We start from the raw sequence: 18,974 nt of genomic DNA on the forward strand, positions 1-18,974 counted from the left end.
GCGGCAGGCTTCCGCCTGGCCCGGTCGAACATCCCCCCGGGCCCGCGCGGGCACCCCTATCAAGAGCGAGCGATCGCCATGCCATCCTGGCCACCGACGTCGTCCTCGTCCACGGGAGAGGGACGTTACACCGGCCTCGTCCGCGACGCGCTGGCCGCGGGGCCGCCCCCGGCAGCGGGGCGCTGGCCGGGCTTGCGTCCGGCTGCCGTCCTGGTGCCCATCCTCTGCGGCTCCGAGGGTGAGCGACTGGTCCTGACCCGGCGCACGGACCGGGTGGAGTATCACAAGGGCCAGATCTCGTTTCCTGGCGGGGCCGTCGACCCGGCCGACCGTGACCGCATCGAGACGGCCTTGCGGGAGAGCCGGGAGGAGATCGGGCTCCAGGCGCGAGACGTCGAGGTGCTGGGCGTGCTCGACGAGGTGCCCGTCACCCGCTCGGCCTTCTGTATCACGCCGGTGGTGGGTGCCATCCGCAGGAGCCCGTATCCGTGGGTGGTCAACCCCGTCGAGGTGGCCGAGGTGCTGGAGGTGCCCCTGGCGTGGCTGCTGAGGCCCGCCTTTCCCCGGATCCGCACGCTCGACGACGGGCACGGGCGGGCGGTGGAGGACTACGTGTTCGAGTGGGGGGAGCACCTCATCTGGGGGGCGACGGGGCGCATCGTCAAGAGCCTCCTGGACCGCATCCGGGCGAGCATGGGGTCCGGCTGAGCTCTCATAACAGTGGCCCATGGGCCGTGTCAACCGGGCCGTCGGGGGCGGCCGCTGGGCCATCGCGGGCTGGCGCGTCGGGGGTCTGGGGCTGCTGGTGCTGGCCGGGATCGTGGCCGCGGTCCTCCGATGGGGCAGCGGCCTGCCCGGAGCGGACCGGCTGCCGTTCCTGGGGCGTGCCCCGGCGCCGACGCCACCCCCGCCGGCTCGCCCGCCCCTGCACGGCGTGGTGGTGGCCGTCGACCCGGGGCACGGGGGCGAGGACGGCGGGGTGACCCACGCCGGCGTCAAGGAGAAGGACGTCAACCTGGCCGTGGCGTTGCTCCTGCGGGACCGCCTGGAGGCGCTCGGCGCGCGGGTGGTCATGACCCGCGAGGACGACCACGACAGCCTGCTCGACAACCGGGCCAGTCTCAACCTTCGCCTCTACAAGGCCCGCGAGGGGGAGGCCCAGCTCCTGCTGAGCATCCACGCCAACAGCTTCCCTGACCCCAGCCAGTGGGGGGCGCAGACCTTCTTCCACCCGGACTCGCCCGAAGGGCGCCGCCTCGCGCTGCTGGTGCAGGAGGAGCTGGTGCGGCTCGAGCCGGACAACTACCGAGAGGCTCTGGCCGCCGACTACTACGTCCTTCGCAACAGCGAGATGCCGGCGGCCCTGGTGGAGCTGGGCTTCCTCTCCAACCCCGACGATCGGCGCAAGCTGGTGGACCCCGGCTACCAGGCCCGCCTGGCCGACTCGCTGGCCCGAGCGGTGCAGCGGTTCGTGGCGGGCGAGCAGGTGGAGAGCCGCCCCACGGCCGGGCGGCAGCTGCCTCCGGGCTTCATCATGGAGATCTACCCGCCCGAGGTGTGGTGAGGGCGGCATCGGGCACGTCGGGCAGGCGCTTGAGCACGACGATGGGAGTCTGCTCGTCGTCGTTGCCCTGGGGGTTGTGGCGGAGGGCCTCCACCAACGGCGCCGGGTCCGACGTGCCGGTGAAGGCGAGGACGTCCACGCAGCCCAGGTCATTGACGTCGACGATGAGGACGTCGAGCCCTATGCCTTGCTTGATGCGCCGTGCCACCTCGTCGGCGTCACGCGGGCCCAGCACGATGTAGCGGTCGAAGGGCGGCAGCGTGCCGCCGATGTCGTCGATGAACTGCAGCCCGTGCCCGGCCACGCGGTAGAAGAGCCCTCGGATGCCGAATAGGCGCCCGGCCGCCGCGGCGGCGCCGGCCAGGAGCACTCGCCACGTGCCGGCCTCCCGGAGGGCCAGCTCCATCGCGGCCGGCGTCGCCAGGCTCCCGTCGGGGTGGGCGAAGCGCCGCAGCACGTTGGCGAGCGGCCGGGGGCGCACGCTCTGCGGCAGCACCGCCCGGCCCTGGGCGATGGCCACCATCGACTCCGACAGCGCCACCACGTCGCCAGGGTCGGCCACGTCGGCGGTGTACCGGCGCACCACGTGCACCAGGTCCTCGCCGGGGGCGATGACGTGGGTGCGGATGGCCAGCGGCCTATAGGGCAAGGGCGACGCCCTCCCGCAGGGGCGGATGGGCATGGTGGCGGACCAGCCCGTTTCGTACGGCCTGGGCCAGCCGGTCCCGAAAGACGGAGCTGCGCATCAAGGCCTCATCCAGGGGGTTGGCCAGGCAGACCAGCTCCACCGCCACGAAGACGAGCGGCCAGGAAGCGGCCAGCAGCCCTGACGGCGCCAGCGCGGCGTCGGCCTCCGCCACGCCTCGGTCCGGAAGACCGGGCCACTCGCGAAGCGCGCCGTGCACGCGCTCGGCCAGTCGCCGGGCCGCGGCGGGGCCGCTTCGGCTGGTGCCGGCATACAGCACGCGCACGCCCCGGCACGCCGGGTCCTCTTCGTGGCCCGTGTGCAGGCTGACGAAGAGCTCCGCCCGGGCGGCCAGGGCCACCGCCGCCCGACGGGCCCCGTCCAGGGGGCGATCGTCCTCCCGGGTCAGGTGCACCCGGCATCCCGCCTCCGCCAGGTGATGTGCCAGCCGCGCGGCCACCTTGAGCACCACGTGGCGCTCCTCCAGATTGATGGGACCCCGGGCGCCTCGGTCCGGTCCGCCGTGCGCGGGATCCACCACGACGACCCGGCCGCCCAGCACCCGATGGAGCGGTGCCCGGCTCAGCCGGATGCGGACGAGCGCCGGCAGCCCGGCCAGGGCCTCGATCGTGGGCGACGTGGCGGCCACGGCCAACTCGAGGGAGAGTCGGCACTCCACGCAATCGGGGCCGGCATGGCGCAGGGAGAGCTCCCGTACCACCCCGTCGCCGACCGGCCGGTCGAAGGGGTCCATGTTGAGGCGCAGCCCCCACAGTCGCGCGACGAGCGTGGTCGAGCCGGCGGTGCCCATCTCCACGTGGCGCGGGAGCTGGGTGGCCTCGAGCTCGACGACGCTCCGACCGGGGGCTCCCGCGCCGGGCTCGACCCGGCTCCTGAGGTTGGTCACCCTCGGCCTCATCTGCCATGCCCCCGTGCGGCCGAGCCCGGATGGGACGCCCCTCGGCCGCCCGTCGGTCGACAGCGCCGTGATGATCTAGACCACCTCCAACGTCCGCAGCGACGGGTCCCGGGGCCCGGAGACCGCCAGCCCCGACGCCCGTACCACCGTCAGGTGCTCCGCCACCGCCTCCGTGACCCGCTCACCCGGACAGAGGATGGGCACCCCAGGCGGGTAGCAGGTGACGACCTCGCCGCTGATGCAGCCGGCTGCCTGCTCCAGGGGCACGGTCCGGTGGCACGCGAAGAAGGCCTCCCGGGGGCTCAGCTCCACGGGCGGCAACTCGCGGCGGGCGACGACGTGGCGGGCCGCCTCCAGCAGTGCTTGAGTCTGGACGCGTCGGTGGTCCGCGGCGTGGTCGGCGAGGTAGGCCAGCGCGTCGGCGAGACGGTGCACCTCGTCGATGTCGTTGCCGAAGCCCACGATGAAGAGCACGTAGAGGAGGTCCGACATCTCCACCTGGATGGGCCCGTGCTCCCGCAGCCAGCGCTCCACCTCGGCGCCGCAGAGGCCCAGTCCCTCGACCCGCACCGTCACCTTGGTCGGATCGACCTGAAAGACGCCCGGCCGCCCCGCCCGCTCGGGGCCGAAGGTCTCCAGGCCCGGGATGGTCCGTACCAGGCGACGCAGCTCCTCGGCCAGCTCCAGCGCCCGCTGCAGGAGCTCGGGGCCGGCGGTCGCCATCTGCATGCGGGCCACGTCGATGGAGCTCATGAGCAGATAGGAGGCGCTGGTGCTCTGCAGCAGCCGGAGCACCGCCTGCAGCCGCCCGATGTCGAGGCGATCGCCCCGGACGTGCAGGATGGACGCCTGGGTCAGCCCGCTCAGCATCTTGTGGATGCCCTGGGCGCAGGCATCGGCCCCGCATGCCAGGGCGGGCGACGGCAGGTCGTCGTGAAAGACGAAGTGGGGGCCATGGGCCTCGTCGACCAGCAGCAGCTTGCCCCGCTCGTGGACGATGCGGGCGATCTCCGCCAGGTCGCTCGTGACGCCGTGGTAGGTGGGGCTGACCAGCAGGACGCCGCGGGCGTCGGGATGCCGGTCGAGGGCCTCCCGGACCGCCTCGGGCGTCACCCCCAGGGCGATGCCGAAGTGCTCGTCGACCTCGGGGGCGACGTAGACGGGGAGCACCCCGCTCAGGATGAGGCCACTGATGATGGACTTGTGGACGTTGCGGGCCACGATCAACTCGTCTCCCGGTCGGCACGCCGCCAGGATCATGGCCTGGACGCCCACGCTGGTGCCATTGACCAGGAAGAAGGAGCGGTCGGCCCCGAAGGCCTCGGCCGCCAGGCGCTGGGCTTCGTCGATGACGCCCCGGGGCTGGTGGAGATCGTCGAGCCCCAGCACGCCGGTCACGTCCAGGGCGAAGGCGTCTCGCCCCACGGCCTGGCGGATGCGTGGGTCGGCGCCGGTGCCTCCGCGGTGCCCGGGCATGTGGAAGCGGACCACGCCCTCACGGCGGTACGTCTGCACGGCCTCCAGCAAGGGCGTCCGGACCTGGCGGGTCACCTGCTCGGAGGAGAGCGCGGCCCGCCGGTGGGCGCGCACGGCAGACCCCACCGTCTCGATCAACGCGCATACGCCTCCCGTCTCGGCTGACAATCTGTTGCTAGCGCTATCGCGCTCCACGCTATGCCCTGGCTAGTGCGAGAGTGCGAGCCACCACGGTGGCAGGAGAGGGGAGGGATGGCGGTGGACCCGACGGGACAGTGGCGGCGGCTGGGTCTGATCCTCGGCGTGCTGGTGCTGGCGGCGCTGGCCGTGAGCCGGTCGGGCTCTCCGGCCCGGGCGACGGTGGTCGACTACGAGCCCCTGCGCCAGCAGGTGCAGGCGTTCGTCGAGAGCCGTCCCCAGCGCATCGGCATCTACTTCAAGGACCTGACGTCGCAGCAGACCTGGGGTATCGACGAGGAGCTCCCCATCCCGGCTGCCAGCACCGTCAAGGTGCCCATCGCGCTCTACGTCAACGAACTGGTGGCCCAGGGCCGCCTGCGCTGGAGCGACCGCGTCCGGTACGAGCGGGACCTCGACCTGGCGGGCGGCGCCGGAGTGCTCCAGTACGACGGGATCGACGGCGGGACGTACTCGCTGAGGGTGCTGACCAATCTCCTCATCACCATCAGCGACAACGTCGCCTGGCGGATGCTGACCCGCCACCTGGGCAAGGAGAACATCGCCGCCTTCATGCGGAGCTTGGGGGGCAGGACCGTCTACCCCGACGGGCAGAACATCAGCACCGCCCGGGACATGGGCATCTACATGGAGGCGGTCCTGGGCTTCGCCGAGCGCCAACCCGAGCTGGGGGAGCGGCTGCTGGACGACCTGGCCCACACCATCTGGCACGTCGGCCTACCGGGGGAACTGCCGACCGACGTGCGCGTCGCCCACAAGGAGGGCGACATCACCGGCGTGGCCGACGACGTGGGGGTCGTCTTCGCCCGCCGCCCCTACATCCTGGCCATCATGTCGGAGGGTGTCCCCGACATCGAGACGGGTTTCGCCGACGTCGCCCGCATCTCCCGGATGGTCTACGACTTCCAGGAGCGGCTGGCGGGGCGCTGAGGCGGGCCGACTACTCGCCCATCACCTTGATGACCACCCGCTTGGGCCGTTGCCCGTCGAACTCCGCGTAGTAGATCTGCTGCCAGGGGCCGGTGTCGAGCCGGCCGGCGGTGACGGGGACCATCACCTGGTGGTGCACCAGCAGGCTCTTGAGGTGGGCGTCGCCGTTGGTCTCGCCGGTAAGGTGGTGGCGGTAGTCGGGGCGGAAGGGCGCCAGGCGCTCCAGCCACTCGTCGATGTCCTGGAGCAGCCCCTCCTCGGCGTCGTTGACCCATACCCCCGCCGTGATGTGCATGGCCGAGACCAGCACCATGCCCTCCTGGATCCCGCTCTTGCGCACGGCCTCTTGCACCCTGTCGGTGATGTTGATGTACTCGCGCTTCTTGCGGGTATGGAAGGTGAGGTACTCGGTGTAGGCTTTCATGGCCTGCGCGCCTCCTCCCGATGTCCATCATGGCCCGAGGCGGGTACGTTGCTTCGCCGTCGGCCGCCGGGCGGCCTTCCGATCGGGAGGCATGGCGCGAACGGAGCACTACCCTGGATGGTAGGGTATTAGCCCAACGCGTCCAATCTTTATCCTGTCGCCACTGTGGCGACAGGGTTATCACGGGCCCCGGTGCAACGCGGAGCGGGGCCCCGAGGAGGCGAGCCCCATGGCGGAGGAGCGGGTCTTCGGCAACGTGCGGCTGGACCGGCTGGAGGAGAGTGCCCGCAGGGTGCAGGCGGATCCCTCGGCGGGGCTGCTCCAGGTGGAGATGGAGGGTGCCTGGCGCTTCGAGGAGGGCGCGCCGCAATACGGGAGCGTGCTGACCACCCCCGGCGGTCCGGTGGAGGTGGTGGCGGACTTCCCGCCGCCCTTCGGGGGGTGGGGCAAGGCGCCCAGCGCCATCCAGTACTGCCTGTACGCCTCCACGGCCTGCTTCCTCTCCACGTACGCGCTGGTCGCCGCCCAGGAGGGGGTCGCGCTGCGGTCGCTGCGAGTCAGGCTTCAGGCTCGGCTCGACATGCGGAGCTTCCTGGGGGTGGGCGAGGCCCCGGTGGTCGAGTCCTTCCGGTGGACCGTCCTGGCCGACACCGACGCCGACGACGCCACCCTGGAGCGCCTGCGGGTGCTGGCCGAGGAGCGCTGCCCCGCCACGTGGTGCCTGCGAAATCCCGTGCCCGTCGAGAGCGAGGTGCGCCGGACCGCCTGATCGAGGGCCCGAGCCTCTCCCCGGCGAAGTCCCCGCGGGGAGGCGAACCCATGGCACGCAGCATCCGTCCCGGCAGCGTCGTCGTCGTCGGCAGCCTCAACATGGATCTGGTGGTGCGCACCCCCCGGATGCCCAAGCCGGGCGAGACGGTGGCCGCCCACGGCTTCGCCCGCTTCCCGGGCGGCAAGGGGGCCAACCAGGCCGTGGCGGCCGCCCGCATGGGGGCAGCGGTGGCCATGGTGGGGCGCGTGGGCGACGACCCGTTGGGCGCGGCGCTGCTCGGCGTCCTGACGGCCGAGGGTATCGACGTGACGCGGGTGCAGGTGACGCCGGAGGCGGAGACGGGGGTCGCCTCCATCTGGGTGGACGACGGGGGTGCCAACGCCATCACCATCGCGGCCGGCGCCAACCTCCGGCTCGGGCCCGATGACATCCTGGCCGCCGGCGACCTCATTGGCCGGGCCTCGGTCGTGCTGGTGCAGATCGAGATCCCGCCGCAGACCGTGGAGGCCGTCCTGGAGGTGGCGGCGAAGAGCGGGGTGCCCGTGGTACTGGATCCCGCCCCCATCCATCCCAGGGCGGCCGGTTGGCTGGGGCGGGTCTGGGTGGCGGCGCCCAATCAACTGGAGGCCGAGGCGCTGGTCGGATTCGCCGTCGAGACGGTGCACGACGGGGTCCGGGCGTGCCGCGCCCTCCTGGAGGCGGGGGTCGAGGTCGCGGTCGTGAAGATGGCCGAGCGCGGGGTGGTGGTGGCCGAGCGGGGCGCCCGCGAGGCGTACCACATCCCGGCCGTGCCCGTGCAGGCCGTCGACACCACGGCCGCAGGCGACGCCTTCTGCGGGGCGCTGGCCGCCGCGCTGGCCGCGGGACGGCCTTGCTCGACGCCTGCCGGCTGGCCAACGCCGCCGCCGGGCTCTCCACGACCCGGCCGGGCGCGCAGCCCTCGTTGCCGCGGCTGGCCGAGGTGGAGGGGTGGCTGCGGGAGCGGCCGAGCGCAGCCCCCGTGCCCGTGTCGCTCGAGGGAGGGCGGTCGCGCCCTACGTCCTAAACCCGCCCCAGACCGCGTGCCCGGCTCGGACCCAGAAGACGTCGACCCCCGTGAAGCCGGCCTCGATGAGCCAGTGCAGCTGGTCCAGCAGCGTGGCCGGGCGGTCCATCGGGTCGTCCGGGTGCTCGAACCAGTTCCAGCCATCCCGTCGGAACGTCTCGAAGGCCGCCACGTCTCCCGTGAGCTGCAGGGAGCGCTCGCGCACGTCCCGCTCCCAGGCTCTCGCCGCGTGGCGCCAGCCCCGTTGGCTGGACGGCCTCAGGATGTCGGCGACGAGGAGTGCCCCGCCCGGCTCCAGCCGGTCGCGGAGGGCACGCAGGAGGGTGCGCTTCTGCTCGTCGGCGAGGTGATGGAGGACCAGGCAGCTGGCGAAGCAGCGCACGGGGCCGATCAATCCCTCCAACCACGACGACTCCTCGAGCTCGAACCGCCTCACCTCGGCCCGCTGGCCGAAGGGTGCCAGCAGTCGCCGGGCGTGACGCAGCATGGCCGGCGAGCCGTCCAGCGCCACGACACGGGCACGAGGGAAGGCCTCCAGCAGGGCCCTGGCGAGCCACCCGGTGCCCGTGCCGACGTCGACGGCGACGAACGCCTCGTCCGTCTCTGCCGGCACGAGGTCGCACACCACCTCGGCGATCGCGTCACGCCACGGGGTGAAGACGGCGCCCAGGCGCTGGAAGGTCTCGGACTCCGACTCCCCCCAGCGGGGAGCGGGCGTGCCTCGCTCCGGCCCCATCATCGCGACGCCTCCTCCCACGACCGAGGTGCGGCGGCGGGCAACACCCAGAAAGGCTGCGACCAGGCACGTGACCGCCCGTCGCCCTCCACCTCCACCCGCACGTACCCCTCGTCGCCCCGCACGGGGTAGAGAGCCTCCCATCCCTCCGACTCCGCCAGCGCCCGGCCGCCCCTTCCGAAGAACCGCACCACCGGCGGCCTCCGGTCCATCCCTTCACGCCCCACCGTTACCCTCACCTCGGGGCGGCCGCTGGCCGTCGCCGCCGAGAAGCTGGCCCTGACGCCGGTGCTGGCATAGAAGGCGCCCCGCGCCAGGGACGACCGCAGCGCCCCCGCTGCCTCTTGGGGCGAGGCGTAGTCCCGGAGGGGACGCCCGACCCTTACCCAGACCCAGCCGCGGCCGACCTGCTCGGGCCGGTGGCTGTCGTCGACCGCGGTGGCCCAGAGCGGAGCGTCGGGGCCCCTCGACGCCAGCGCGGCGTCCCAGAGGGCCAGGTTGGCCGAGGTGGGAGCGTGATGGTTGACGATCTCGACCAACGAGAGGCGAGGGTCGCGAAGGGCCTCGACGGACCACCGCCCGGTGCCGAGGTTGCCGCTCCAGGCGGGGTGGGCCGCCGCCAGGAGCCCACCGGCCCCCGCCGTGCGCTCCATCTTGTCAGCGGCCGGGGCGAGCAGGGGCACGGGCTCGGTCGTGAAGAGCCGGAGCAGGTGCCGCCCCAGCGGTGGAAACGGCCTCGCCAGCGTGCTCTCCTCACCGGGCACCAGCAGCAGGCCGTCGTGCCACTCCAAGCGGTCCCACAGCCGGTCGTGATCGGTGACGCAGACGAAGTCGAATCCATGCCGGAGGTAGGCCGCCGCCACCTCCTCCACGGACATGCGGCCGTCGAAGGAGCGAGAGGTGTGGCAGTGGAGTTGCCCCTTCACCCAGACGGCGGTGTCGGGTGCCTCGCCGTAGGGATCCCGCAGCGCGATGGGCGTCACGGGGCGGCCCGCCCCATCGGCGCGGCACCGCCCTGCAGGCCGACCAGTTGCAGCACCCGGCGAAAGGCCCGCCCCACCGGCACGTCGGGCAGGGCGTCGGGCGCCACCCACCGCACCCGCTCCCCGTCACCGGGCGACCCGTAGGGAGCGGCTGGCTCCGCCGCCGAGGTACCCGCCTCCTGCGCCGGGCGCATCAGGTATCCCTGCAGGCGCCACTGCCGGTGGCTGAAGGCATGGGACGTCTCCCCGAGCGGTCGCACGACGACCGCCTCGACTCCAGCCTGCTCGGCTGCGGCGCGGCGCGCGGCCTCCTCGGGCGACTCGCCGTCTCGCAACGTGACCGAGGGCAGCGCCCAGAGCGAACCCAGCAACCGCCCCTCCTCCCGTCGCACCAGCAGCACCCGCCCCGCTCCGTCGACCACCACCGCGGCCGCCACCCGCTCGATGGGCACGGGCGAGCCGGCCCGCCGCACCGGCAGCTCCTCCTGGATGCGATACGCCCAGGCGGAGCAGAAGCGCTGCACCGGACACGTCCCGCACAGGGGCTGGGTCGGCCGGCAGATGGTGCTCCCCAGCTCCATCAGCCCCTGGGTGAAGTCCGCCGCCCGTCCCTCGGGGATCATGGCCCGGGCCCACTGGCCGAGCCGCCGGGCGGCGGCCTGGCCCGGGGGTGCCCACTCCAGCAGCAGCCGCGACAGCACGCGCATCGCGTTGCCGTCCATGGCGGGCTCGGGCCGGCCGTAGGCGATGCTGGCGATGGCTCCGGCCATGTAGGGCCCCACGCCGGGCAGAGTGCGCAGCACCGCCGGGTCGTCGGGGATGCGGCCGCCGTGGCGTTGCAGCACCAAGCGGGCGGTCGCGTGCAGGTGGCGAGCCCGGCGGTAGTAGCCGAGACCCTGCCAGATTGCCAGCACGTCGTCGAGCCGCGCGCGCGCCAGGGACTCCAGGCTGGGAAAGCGCGCCAGGAAGCGCTGGAAGTACGGGACGACGGTGGCGACCTGGGTCTGCTGCAGCATGAACTCGGAGACGAGGACGGCGTACGGGTCGCCGGCCCGTCGCCAGGGCAGGGGCCGCTGCGCCTGGGCGAACCAGTCCACCAGCGACTGGCCCACCTGCCGCAGAGGCAGGACGGGGACCTCCCAGCGGGAGGAGCGCCGGGCCCCGCGCCGCCGCTTTGTCCCCTCCCCGGACCAGTGCTCGACGACGGAGGGCACCTCGCCCACGTGCACCACGGCCGCGTCCGGCAGGGCCCATCTCACCAGCTCGCGGTCCACCGCCGGCCTGCGCTCCAGGGTGCGGTCGATCTCCGCCGCCCATGCCTCGCTGTCCGCCAGCAGAGCGGGCCGCTCCCAGGGGGGCCGGGCACGCAGCTCCGCCATGCGCGCCAGGCGCGGCGGCATCACCCAGATGGCCCGCAGGCCGGCACGGCGCGCGCCCGCCACGTCGTAGAGCAGGTCGTCGCCCACGTGGACGCCCTGGGGCGCACGCACGGCTCCGAAGGCCGCGTGGAAGGCCGAGGGCGAGGGCTTGGCCGCTCCGGTCAGATCGGGCGCCGTCACGTGCTCGAAGCGCTCGAGGATGCCCAGCGCCTCGAGCACGGGCTCCTGGTAGGTCCACAGCCCGTTGGTGGCGACCCGCAGGTGGTGGCCCCGCTCGGCCAGCATCGCCAGAGCCACCGGCACCGTCGGATGCTGGAAGGCGACGTAGCCCGGCTGGCGGGCGTAGCGGCGCACCATGTCGGCGATGGGCTCGCCGGGGATGCCCGAGAGGCCCCGCTCGGCGGCCACCCGGGCGACGATGCCGTCCCAGTCATAGGGAGACACCGCGAGCGGCACCCCGTCAGCGTGCGCTTCGCCACCGGCCGACCCCTGTTCCTCGGCCTGCCTGGCCACCGCGAGGCGCCGGAAGTACTCGTCGAGGATGGCGCCCAGGGCCCGGCGGGGATCCTGCGCGAAGGCAGGCGCCATGGCCGAGCAGAGCTCGGGAAAGATGCCGTCTCGGAACGGATTGCGCATCAAGACGCCGTCGAGGTCGAAGCTAATCCACAACGGCGATGCCCTCCACCCGGCCCGACCCCAGGCGGCTGGCCCGCTCCGCCAGTACCGACGCCATCCGGTCCGGGTAGTCCGTGATGATGCCATCGACCCCCAGGGCCGCCAGCCGGCGCATGTCGGTCACCTCGTTGACGGTCCAGACGTGCACCGGGACGCCCTTGCGGTGCGCCAGGCGGATGAGCGCCTCCGTCACGACGGGCAGACCCTGGTAGCGCTCGGGCAGCTGCGCGACGGCCGCCGGGGGACTCCAGAAGGCCCCCAGCCCCAGCCGCAGCATGAGCTGCATCCGCAGCGCCTCCCCCTGGCCCATGGAGGTGAGGACATCCGGCGCCAGCTCTCGGGCACGGCGCACCACATCGTCGTCGAAGCCCGCCAGGAGCACCCGGTCGCGGGCGCCCGCTTGGTCGACGACCTCCAGGATCCGAGCCGCGAAGGACGGGTCCCCCGGCTTCATCTCGACGATGAAGCGACTCCCCGGGAAGGCCGTCAGGACCTCCGTCAGGGTCGGGACGGCCACCCCCTGCCCCCTGAAGGGGAACGAGACGCCGTCAGGGCTGAAGCGATAGCCCGCGTCCAGCGCCCGGAGCCCCGCCAGGGTGAGCCGCGCCACCTGGCCCTGCCCGTCGGTGGTGCGTTCCACCCGGTCGTCGTGGATCACGACGACCTGACCGTCGGCTGTCTGGTGGACGTCCAGCTCCATCCAGTCTACCCCGTGCCGCAGGGCCTCTGCGAAGGCCGGCAGGGTGTTCTCGGGCGCCAGCCCCGAGGCGCCCCGGTGCCCGATGTTGCGGGGCCCGATCTCGGTCGCCCACAGGGACGCGGGGGCCTCTGCGACGGGCAGCCGGGAGGCCAGCCACGACGCCACCGCCACGCCCAGCGCGACCAGCGCCGAGACGCCCAGGTAGGCGCCGACGGCCCGAGGCGACGGAGTGGCCAGGCTGGGGATGCGCCGCTGGCGCACCCGCCACTGGACCTCCAGGGGCGGCGAGGCGAGGCCCGTGCGAAGGAAGAGCAGGGGCGCCAGCACGGTGACCCAGACGGCCACCAGGGCGTAGCCGAAGACCGCCGGTAGCCCGGGAGCCGCATGCGCCCGCACCAGCAGGGCCAATCCCAGGAGGCCCGCGACCCCCAGGGTCGAGCGGATCAGGTGCTGGAGCGGCGAGGCCTGCCCGCCATAGGGGACGGCTCGCAAGGCGAGCCGGTCCCCGGTCAGGAGCCCGATGAGAAAGCCGACAGCCCGCTCCGTGGACGAGGAGGGGGAGAGGGGAAACATCAGCAACGGCAGCAATACGGCCAATGCCCAGCGCCACGGGCCCCCCTCGTCGCGGCGGCGGTCTCGGCCCATCACGATGGCCGCCAGCAGGATGACCAACAGGCCCAGCGCCCAGCCGCCCAGCAGATCGCCGGGGTAGTGCACGCCCAGGTAGAGGCGAGAGCCCGAGATGCCCAGGATCATCAGCAGCGCCAGGGCCACGAACCACGGCCGCGGATACTCCAGGGCCAGCCATCCCCAAAACGTGAGGCTGCCCTGCGCGTGTCCCGAGGGGAAGCCCGGGCCGGTGGCCTCGTACAGCCGCTCGATGCCGAGGGCCGGGTCGGGCCGGGGCATGGCCGCCCACTCCTTGGCGGCCCCGTTGAGCCAGAGCGTCACCAGCACGACCACCGCCAGCCGGTGCGTCCGCTCCCGGCTGGCCCAGTACAAGATGGGGATGGCCAGCATGTAGAAGAGCTCGTCTCCGAGCCAGGTGAGGGCCAGGGCCAGCTGGTCGAGCACCGGTGAGCGAAAGCCTTGCAGCCACTGGATGAGGGTCACGTCCCACAACACGACCGCTCCGCCCTTTCCTCGTCGCGGCCGCCGGCCCCTCGTCCGCACCCCCGGGCCCGGCACGGCGGCGACCTGCAGTGCGGTTCGTGCCGCCCCCCTCGCCTCCCTGCGCCGTCGGGGCGGGAGCGGGGAGGGCATCTCGCTCTCCTGCTGCTGCGGACCGAGCTGGGCCGGGCCATCCGAGCGACGGCCCAAAACCGTGAGGCGGCGGAGCTGCAGGGCATCGACACGGGCCGTATGAGGGCGCTGGTCTTCGGCATTGCCGCGGCCCTAGCGGCAGTCGCCGGCACGTTGATGTTGCCCATCCTCTACGTGATCCCCACCATCGGTGGCACGTTCACCCTCAAGGCGTTCGTTGTGCACCATGCCCTCGCCATCGCCGACCGGGCCTGCGTGCTGGAGAACGGGCGGGTCGTGATGGAGGGTACGGGCCGAGCCCTGCTGGGCGAGGCGCGCATCCAGTCCGCCTACCTGGGACTGTGAGGGGGCCTTCGGGCCCCCATTGGTCCTCCTTTCCGCAGGATCGTCGGGCTCGGAGCCGAAGCCAGGAAGGGGCAGGCAACGAAGCCACGCGGAGAGGCGGGCGTGCCGTCATGTTCCGGGGGCGATTGGGGAGGGTCGCGTCCCTGCTCGCGGCGGTGGGAGTCGTGTTGGCCTGTCTGGCCGGGACGGCTGGCCTGACGTCGGCGAGCGCCCGAGTGCTGCAGGAGGGCATGTGGGGCGACGACGTCCGGGAGCTGCAGGAGCTGTTGCGCGAGATCGGCTTCTCCACCATCAATCCCAACGGGGTCTTCGGGCCCGAGACGACTGCGGCGGTGCGCCGGCTTCAGCAGGCCGTGGGGCTGGCCGCCGACGGCGTGGTGGGGCCGCAGACCTGGGCGGTCGTGGAGGCGTTGCGCACTCCTTACCGGTACCGAGTGCAGACCGGTGACACCCTGTGGGACATCGCTCGCCGCTTCGGCACCACGATGGAGTCCATCATGGACGCCAACGGCATGGAGGAGACGACCCTGCGGCCCGGGCAGGTGCTGGTGATCCCCTCGGTGCGGCGGCTGCACGTGCCGATGGCCATGAGGGTACGGGACCTGGCGGCCAGACTGGGGGTCGCTGCCCAGGACGTGGCGCGGCTCAACGGGCTCGGGCTCAACGACACGATGAGGGCGGGCAGCGAGATCTGGGTGCCGCTGCCCGCCCTGTGACGGGCGCCGTCAGCTCACCGGGCGCGAGGTCCGGCGTCAGGGGGCTGCGGTCGCAGGCGTCGCGGCGCCGGCGTGATAGATGAGCCGGCCCAGGCCCGCCACGTTGCGCGCCCAGTAGTCGCCCTGCGTGTCGATGCCGATGTCGACGACGCGGCCGCGTGAGGCGCTGGCTACCACGACCCGGATGATGCGCCCCGAGACCGCCGAGACCACGCCCACGCCGGTGATGGAGTCGCCCCCCGGCGACCGGAAGAAGAGCAGGTCACCCGGTTGGGCCTGCTCCAGCGGCACCGGCACCGTGTTGTAGCGGAAGAGGGCCTCGCTGGTGACGTAGGTCGTGGTGCGGCCCTGCTCGGGTGGCCCTGCGAAGAGCGTCAGGTCTGGCAGGGCGGCCCGGTACGCGTTGACCACGACACCCGAGGCGTCGACGCCGCGGGCAGCCGCCGCCTCCGGATCCTCCTCCTTTAGGGCCAGGTACTCCTCGAGCGTGATCTTGCCCCCCAGCTGGTAGGGCACGCCGGCCTCCACGTAACGAAGGGCCTCCTCCAGCGCCGCCAAGGCCTGTTGAGCGCTGACGGTCTCCACGGCCCCTGCCTCGGCCGCCGAGGCGGCCGCCGGCATGGCGGCCATCAGCACGGCGACCAGGGCGGCCACCGATGCGGCATCCGTGCGGCGTCGCAACCAGCAGGTCACGTCGCTCCCACCTCTCCCTGGACTCGATGGCCGGCTCGCCCGTCGGCTCCGCAGGCACGGGCGACGGCGGGCAGAACTCGGACCACCGTTACGTTATCGCGCGGAGACCCCACCTCCTCCTGAGTTTCCAGCGCCTCCCGGACGGGATGGCGCCCACCGCTCGAGGGGCATGGTGATCGAGCTCGGTGCTGCGCCCCTCTTCGAGGTAGTAGCGCAGCAGCGCTTCGTAGAGGGCGTTGGCAAGGCGCGCCTGCCCCTCGGCACTGACCAGGATCGCCCGATCCACCGCGCTGGTGAGGAAGCCCAGCTCCACCAGCACGGCCGTGTACGGCACCTGCCGGAGCACGAAGAAGTCGCCCGGCAGCGCCGCGTTTTGGTTGCCCGGCATCAGATCCCTCAACGCCTCCACCAGCCAGTGGGCTACCCGACGGCTGTCGGGGCGTCCGGGCTGGTAGAAGACCATCACCCCGTGCATCCGGGGATCCCGGGATGCGTTGGCATGGAGGCTGATCTGCAGGTCGGGACCGAGCCGCCGGGAGATGGCCACGCGCATCGCCAGGTCCCGGTGGTACCGGGAGCCCGGGCCGGGGTGCATGTGCCCCAGCTCCATGTCCTGGTTGCGGGTCAATCCCACCCGGGCTCCTGCGGCACGCAGGAGTCGGGACAGCTCCTGCGCCACCGGCAGTACCACATCCTTCTCCAGGTAGCCGTCGGCGACGCACCCGCCGTCGATGCCGCCATGGCCGGGGTCGACCACCAGCACCCGCCCGACCAGGGGCGTCTGCGCGAACCTCGGTGCAGCCGCTGCCGAGGCACCCGTGACGGTCCCCGCCAGCACGAGGATGACCATCCCCCAGGCGGCTCCGGGGGGCTGGCGCAGCATCACGAGACGTTCGTCGTCCCTTCGACTCAGGGCAAGTGGGCCCGGCCTGCGACTGCTACCCTTCACGGACGGGGCGGGGGGTATGCTGGGATCGCCCGGTACGAGGCCGCAGGCTCAGGCCGGTGGCTACCAGACCGGCCACCAGCGTCGTGTAGAAGGTCAGCAGCCGCCACGCCCCGACGAAGATGCCGACAGCCCCGTCGGGCAGGTGAGGCGCCACCATGGCTGCCATGGCCGCCTCCAGGCCGCCCGATGCCCCCGGGGTCGGGATGAGGCCGCCCAGCAGCAGGAGGGGGAACTGAGCCAGCACCAGCACCGGCGCCGGGATCTCGGCGCCCAGGCTGGCGGCCAGCAGGGCGCCGACAGCGAAGAGCAACACGTAGTAGACCAGGTAGACGGCTCCGACCGCCAGGATGGCTGTGGGGCGACTCTGCAACACGGTGCGGAGCGCGTCGGCCATGCCGATGAGGAAACGCCGGGTCTTCATCCGGGCGGCCCTCGCCCGGGCCGCGACCCGTGGCATCACCCGCCCGACCCGGGTCAGAACGGCCTCGACGGGGCCGGCCAGCCACTGCAGGCGCAACAGCGCGGCGACGACCCCCACCAAGCCAGCGGCGTAGACGAGGATGGCCCAACGGAGCGCCGTGCGTACCGCCGGCAGCCCGGGTAACGGCAACGGGCTGAAGAGGACGGCCGCCGAGACCAGCAGCAGGACGCTCTGGTTGACGATGCCTGTCGCCGTCACCGCGGCCATGGCCACGGAGTAGGGGAGGGACGCCTCCTTGGAGAGCACCGCCGCCTCTGCCGGGCCGCCCCCGCTCGAGAAAGGCGTCAGGCCGGACGTCATCGTGCCCACCAGGGAGGCCCTGAGGGAAGTGAGAAGCGACGGCCGGTAGCCTAGGGCCCGTGCCAGCGCCCACGTTCGCAAGCCTCCCACTGCCCATGTCCCGGCGACCAGAGCCAGCGATACGGCGATGGTGAGCGGGCGCAGGGCGGTCAGGTGACGCCAGCTCTCGGGGCGCCAGGTCAGGCCCAGCAGCGCGGCCAGGGTGACGATGGTCAGCAGCGTCGCGACCAGGAGATTGCGGCGTACGGATGGCATCCGCGGTCATCGCCCCTGCTGGCGCTCGAGCACCAGTCGCAGGCCGACCAGGGTCAGGACGGGATTGACCTCCTCGATGGTCTCGCTCTCCGGCGCGATGAGGGGCGCCAGCCCGCCCGTCGCCACCACCCGGGGCCGGACGCCGAGCTCCCGTGCGATGCGACGGACCAGGGCGTCCACCTGACCGGCGAAGCCGAAGACGATGCCGGACTGCACGCTCTCGGCAGTGGTGCGCCCGATGGCCGAGGGCGGCCGGCTGAGCGGGACCCGAGGCAGGCGGGCCGCATGCTCGAAGAGGGCTTCGGCGGAGATGCCGACGCCCGGGGCGATGGCGCCGCCGAGGTAGCGGCCGTGGGCGTCTACCACATCGAAGGTCGTAGCCGTGCCGAAGTCGACCACCACCACCGGCGCCCCGTACAGATGCCGGGCGGCGGCGGCGTTGACGATGCGGTCGGCGCCGAGCTCCTCGGGGATTCGGTAGGCGACCTCGACCCCTGCGTCGACCCCCGGTCCCACCACCAGCGCCTCGACCCCGAAGAATCGCCGACAGGCCTCCTGCCACGGCTCCGTCTGGGAGGGCACCACGGAGCTGATGGCGGCTCCCTGGAGGCGCCGGGGCGAGAGGCGGTCCAGGCGCATCAGGTTGAGCACGGTCAGCCCCAGCTCGTCCGCGGTGCGCTCCCGCAGGGTGGTCAGCCACCAGTGATGCGTCAGGCGGTCCCCCTCGAAGACGCCGACTCCCGTGGTAGTGTTGCCCACATCGATGGCCAGGAGCAAAGGCGTTCGCGCCTCCTCGGGCGGGTGGCCGCGGTTGCTCGACGACCAGGCCCGCCTTAGAATCTTGCAGGGCGCTGTCACGACGCGCCCGCGGATGGTCGGCCATGGTCACCCTCAGAGAGTTTCGCAGGATGGTGGCGGAGGCCCTCGATCGACTGCCGCCCGAGCTGCTGGAGGGCCTCGACGGCGGGGTGCTGGTCCTGGAGGAGGCACGCCGCCACGGGGACGCCCTGCCGGACGTCTACATCCTGGGGGAGTACGTGGACGACCCCCACGGCCTGGGCCGCTACGTCGTCTTATATTACGGGTCGTTTCGGGCCATCCTGGGAGATGCGGACGTGAAAGCGTTGCGACACGAGATCGAGGAGACCATCCGCCACGAGCTCCGCCATCATCTGGAAAGCCTCGCAGGGGTCGACGACCTGGACGAGGAGGACTGGCGAGAGCTGCAGGCCTGGCGGGCCGAGGCACGACTGCGGCGACTGGGCCTGCGCAGGGGGGAGGGGGCGCCCCGACGTCTGCGGTGGCCGGGCCGGGATCCCACTTGAAAAAAGTTGTGGCATCGGTAACAATCTTGTAACACGGAAAGGTTAATCAAGAGGCGAGGCCAGGAGGCCAGGAGGGCGGTCAGGCAGGCCGCCCTCTTCAGGGAGGTTAGCGGGACGAAAAATGACCTGCCGGGACGCGAGCAGCAGAGGCTCCGCCTCCC

Annotated in this window: 19 protein-coding genes and 1 pseudogene; 8 read left to right on the plus strand and 12 right to left on the minus strand. The window is 72.6% G+C overall.

What is annotated here, in order from left to right; all coding sequences use genetic code 11:
* The first annotated feature begins 78 nt into the window (after positions 1 to 78).
* Positions 79 to 708: an NUDIX hydrolase gene (locus VLY81_RS02550; RefSeq protein ID WP_324669466.1), complete on the plus strand. Its 630-nt coding sequence runs from the start codon at positions 79 to 81 to the stop codon at positions 706 to 708.
* Positions 709 to 727: 19 nt separating this feature from the next.
* Positions 728 to 1,564 carry an N-acetylmuramoyl-L-alanine amidase gene (locus VLY81_RS02555; protein ID WP_324669467.1) on the plus strand — a complete coding sequence of 279 codons (837 nt, stop codon included), beginning with the start codon at positions 728 to 730 and terminating at the stop codon, positions 1,562 to 1,564.
* Here the strand turns inward: VLY81_RS02555 and VLY81_RS02560 are convergent.
* From VLY81_RS02560 to VLY81_RS02570, 3 genes are all read right to left on the minus strand, one after another.
* Complete coding sequence (locus tag VLY81_RS02560) at positions 1,533 to 2,213, minus strand: coenzyme F420-0:L-glutamate ligase (protein WP_324669468.1); 681 nt, start codon at positions 2,211 to 2,213, stop codon at positions 1,533 to 1,535. The genes VLY81_RS02555 and VLY81_RS02560 overlap by 32 nt on opposite strands.
* The gene (locus VLY81_RS02565; protein WP_324669469.1) at positions 2,203 to 3,156 is read right to left on the minus strand and encodes an N-acetylmuramoyl-L-alanine amidase family protein; all 954 of its coding nucleotides are present in this window, start codon (positions 3,154 to 3,156) and stop codon (positions 2,203 to 2,205) included. The genes VLY81_RS02560 and VLY81_RS02565 overlap by 11 nt, the downstream gene beginning before the upstream one ends.
* An 87-nt stretch (positions 3,157 to 3,243) precedes the next feature.
* The gene (locus VLY81_RS02570; RefSeq protein WP_324669470.1) at positions 3,244 to 4,782 is read right to left on the minus strand and encodes an aminotransferase class I/II-fold pyridoxal phosphate-dependent enzyme; all 1,539 of its coding nucleotides are present in this window, start codon (positions 4,780 to 4,782) and stop codon (positions 3,244 to 3,246) included.
* A gap of 114 nt (positions 4,783 to 4,896) precedes the next feature.
* On the opposite strand from VLY81_RS02570, the gene VLY81_RS02575 reads away from it, so the two are divergent.
* Complete coding sequence (locus VLY81_RS02575) at positions 4,897 to 5,772, plus strand: serine hydrolase (protein ID WP_324669471.1); 876 nt, start codon at positions 4,897 to 4,899, stop codon at positions 5,770 to 5,772.
* A gap of 10 nt (positions 5,773 to 5,782) precedes the next feature.
* On the opposite strand, the gene VLY81_RS02580 is transcribed toward VLY81_RS02575, so the two are convergent.
* Positions 5,783 to 6,196 carry a secondary thiamine-phosphate synthase enzyme YjbQ gene (locus tag VLY81_RS02580; RefSeq protein ID WP_324669472.1) on the minus strand — a complete coding sequence of 138 codons (414 nt, stop codon included), beginning with the start codon at positions 6,194 to 6,196 and terminating at the stop codon, positions 5,783 to 5,785.
* A 229-nt stretch (positions 6,197 to 6,425) separates the two neighbouring features.
* Here VLY81_RS02580 and VLY81_RS02585 point away from each other — a divergent pair, with 229 nt between their 5' ends.
* The gene (locus tag VLY81_RS02585) at positions 6,426 to 6,965 is read left to right on the plus strand and encodes an OsmC family protein (RefSeq protein WP_324669473.1); all 540 of its coding nucleotides are present in this window, start codon (positions 6,426 to 6,428) and stop codon (positions 6,963 to 6,965) included.
* Positions 6,966 to 7,093: 128 nt separating this feature from the next.
* Positions 7,094 to 7,780 (plus strand): annotated as a pseudogene (locus tag VLY81_RS02590) (ribokinase); the annotation flags it as partial.
* Between the two features lie 222 nt (positions 7,781 to 8,002).
* Here VLY81_RS02590 and VLY81_RS14490 read toward each other — a convergent pair.
* The 4 genes from VLY81_RS14490 to VLY81_RS02605 are packed head-to-tail and all read right to left on the minus strand — an operon-like array spanning position 8,003 to position 13,611.
* Positions 8,003 to 8,752 carry a class I SAM-dependent methyltransferase gene (locus tag VLY81_RS14490; protein ID WP_405001315.1) on the minus strand — a complete coding sequence of 250 codons (750 nt, stop codon included), beginning with the start codon at positions 8,750 to 8,752 and terminating at the stop codon, positions 8,003 to 8,005.
* Positions 8,749 to 9,732 carry a PHP domain-containing protein gene (locus tag VLY81_RS02595; RefSeq protein WP_324669474.1) on the minus strand — a complete coding sequence of 328 codons (984 nt, stop codon included), beginning with the start codon at positions 9,730 to 9,732 and terminating at the stop codon, positions 8,749 to 8,751. Before VLY81_RS02595 ends, VLY81_RS14490 begins: the two co-directional genes overlap by 4 nt.
* On the minus strand, positions 9,729 to 11,780 hold the full coding sequence (gene mutY, locus VLY81_RS02600) for an A/G-specific adenine glycosylase (RefSeq protein WP_324669475.1): 2,052 nt from the start codon (positions 11,778 to 11,780) through the stop codon (positions 9,729 to 9,731). The genes VLY81_RS02595 and mutY overlap by 4 nt, the downstream gene beginning before the upstream one ends.
* Positions 11,770 to 13,611, minus strand: a complete 1,842-nt coding sequence (locus VLY81_RS02605; RefSeq protein ID WP_324669476.1) for a glycerophosphodiester phosphodiesterase family protein — start codon at positions 13,609 to 13,611, stop codon at positions 11,770 to 11,772. Before VLY81_RS02605 ends, mutY begins: the two co-directional genes overlap by 11 nt.
* On the opposite strand from VLY81_RS02605, the gene VLY81_RS02610 reads away from it, so the two are divergent.
* Together VLY81_RS02610 and VLY81_RS02615 are read left to right on the plus strand one after the other, a co-directional pair.
* Positions 13,576 to 14,094, plus strand: coding sequence for an ABC transporter permease subunit (locus VLY81_RS02610; protein ID WP_324669477.1), 519 nt, complete (start codon positions 13,576 to 13,578; stop codon positions 14,092 to 14,094). The genes VLY81_RS02605 and VLY81_RS02610 overlap by 36 nt on opposite strands.
* Positions 14,095 to 14,204: 110 nt before the next feature.
* Positions 14,205 to 14,810 carry a LysM peptidoglycan-binding domain-containing protein gene (locus tag VLY81_RS02615; RefSeq protein ID WP_324669478.1) on the plus strand — a complete coding sequence of 202 codons (606 nt, stop codon included), beginning with the start codon at positions 14,205 to 14,207 and terminating at the stop codon, positions 14,808 to 14,810.
* A gap of 36 nt (positions 14,811 to 14,846) precedes the next feature.
* Here VLY81_RS02615 and VLY81_RS02620 read toward each other — a convergent pair whose 3' ends face one another.
* From VLY81_RS02620 to VLY81_RS02635, 4 genes are all read right to left on the minus strand, one after another.
* Positions 14,847 to 15,503, minus strand: a complete 657-nt coding sequence (locus VLY81_RS02620) for an NlpC/P60 family protein (protein ID WP_324669479.1) — start codon at positions 15,501 to 15,503, stop codon at positions 14,847 to 14,849.
* A gap of 88 nt (positions 15,504 to 15,591) precedes the next feature.
* Entirely contained in the window at positions 15,592 to 16,386 is a 795-nt protein-coding gene (locus VLY81_RS02625; protein WP_324670316.1) for an N-acetylmuramoyl-L-alanine amidase family protein, read from the minus strand.
* A gap of 55 nt (positions 16,387 to 16,441) precedes the next feature.
* On the minus strand, positions 16,442 to 17,488 hold the full coding sequence (locus VLY81_RS02630) for a lysylphosphatidylglycerol synthase transmembrane domain-containing protein (protein WP_324669480.1): 1,047 nt from the start codon (positions 17,486 to 17,488) through the stop codon (positions 16,442 to 16,444).
* A gap of 6 nt (positions 17,489 to 17,494) precedes the next feature.
* Positions 17,495 to 18,265, minus strand: coding sequence for a type III pantothenate kinase (locus tag VLY81_RS02635; protein ID WP_324669481.1), 771 nt, complete (start codon positions 18,263 to 18,265; stop codon positions 17,495 to 17,497).
* A 104-nt stretch (positions 18,266 to 18,369) separates the two neighbouring features.
* Between VLY81_RS02635 and VLY81_RS02640 the strand changes: the two genes are divergently transcribed.
* On the plus strand, positions 18,370 to 18,813 hold the full coding sequence (locus VLY81_RS02640) for a metallopeptidase family protein (protein WP_324669482.1): 444 nt from the start codon (positions 18,370 to 18,372) through the stop codon (positions 18,811 to 18,813).
* The last annotated feature ends 161 nt before the right edge of the window (positions 18,814 to 18,974 follow it).

The sequence above is a fragment of the Limnochorda sp. LNt genome (genome assembly GCF_035593265.1).
GTDB classification, from domain to species: Bacteria; Bacillota; Limnochordia; order Limnochordales; family Geochordaceae; genus Geochorda; species Geochorda subterranea.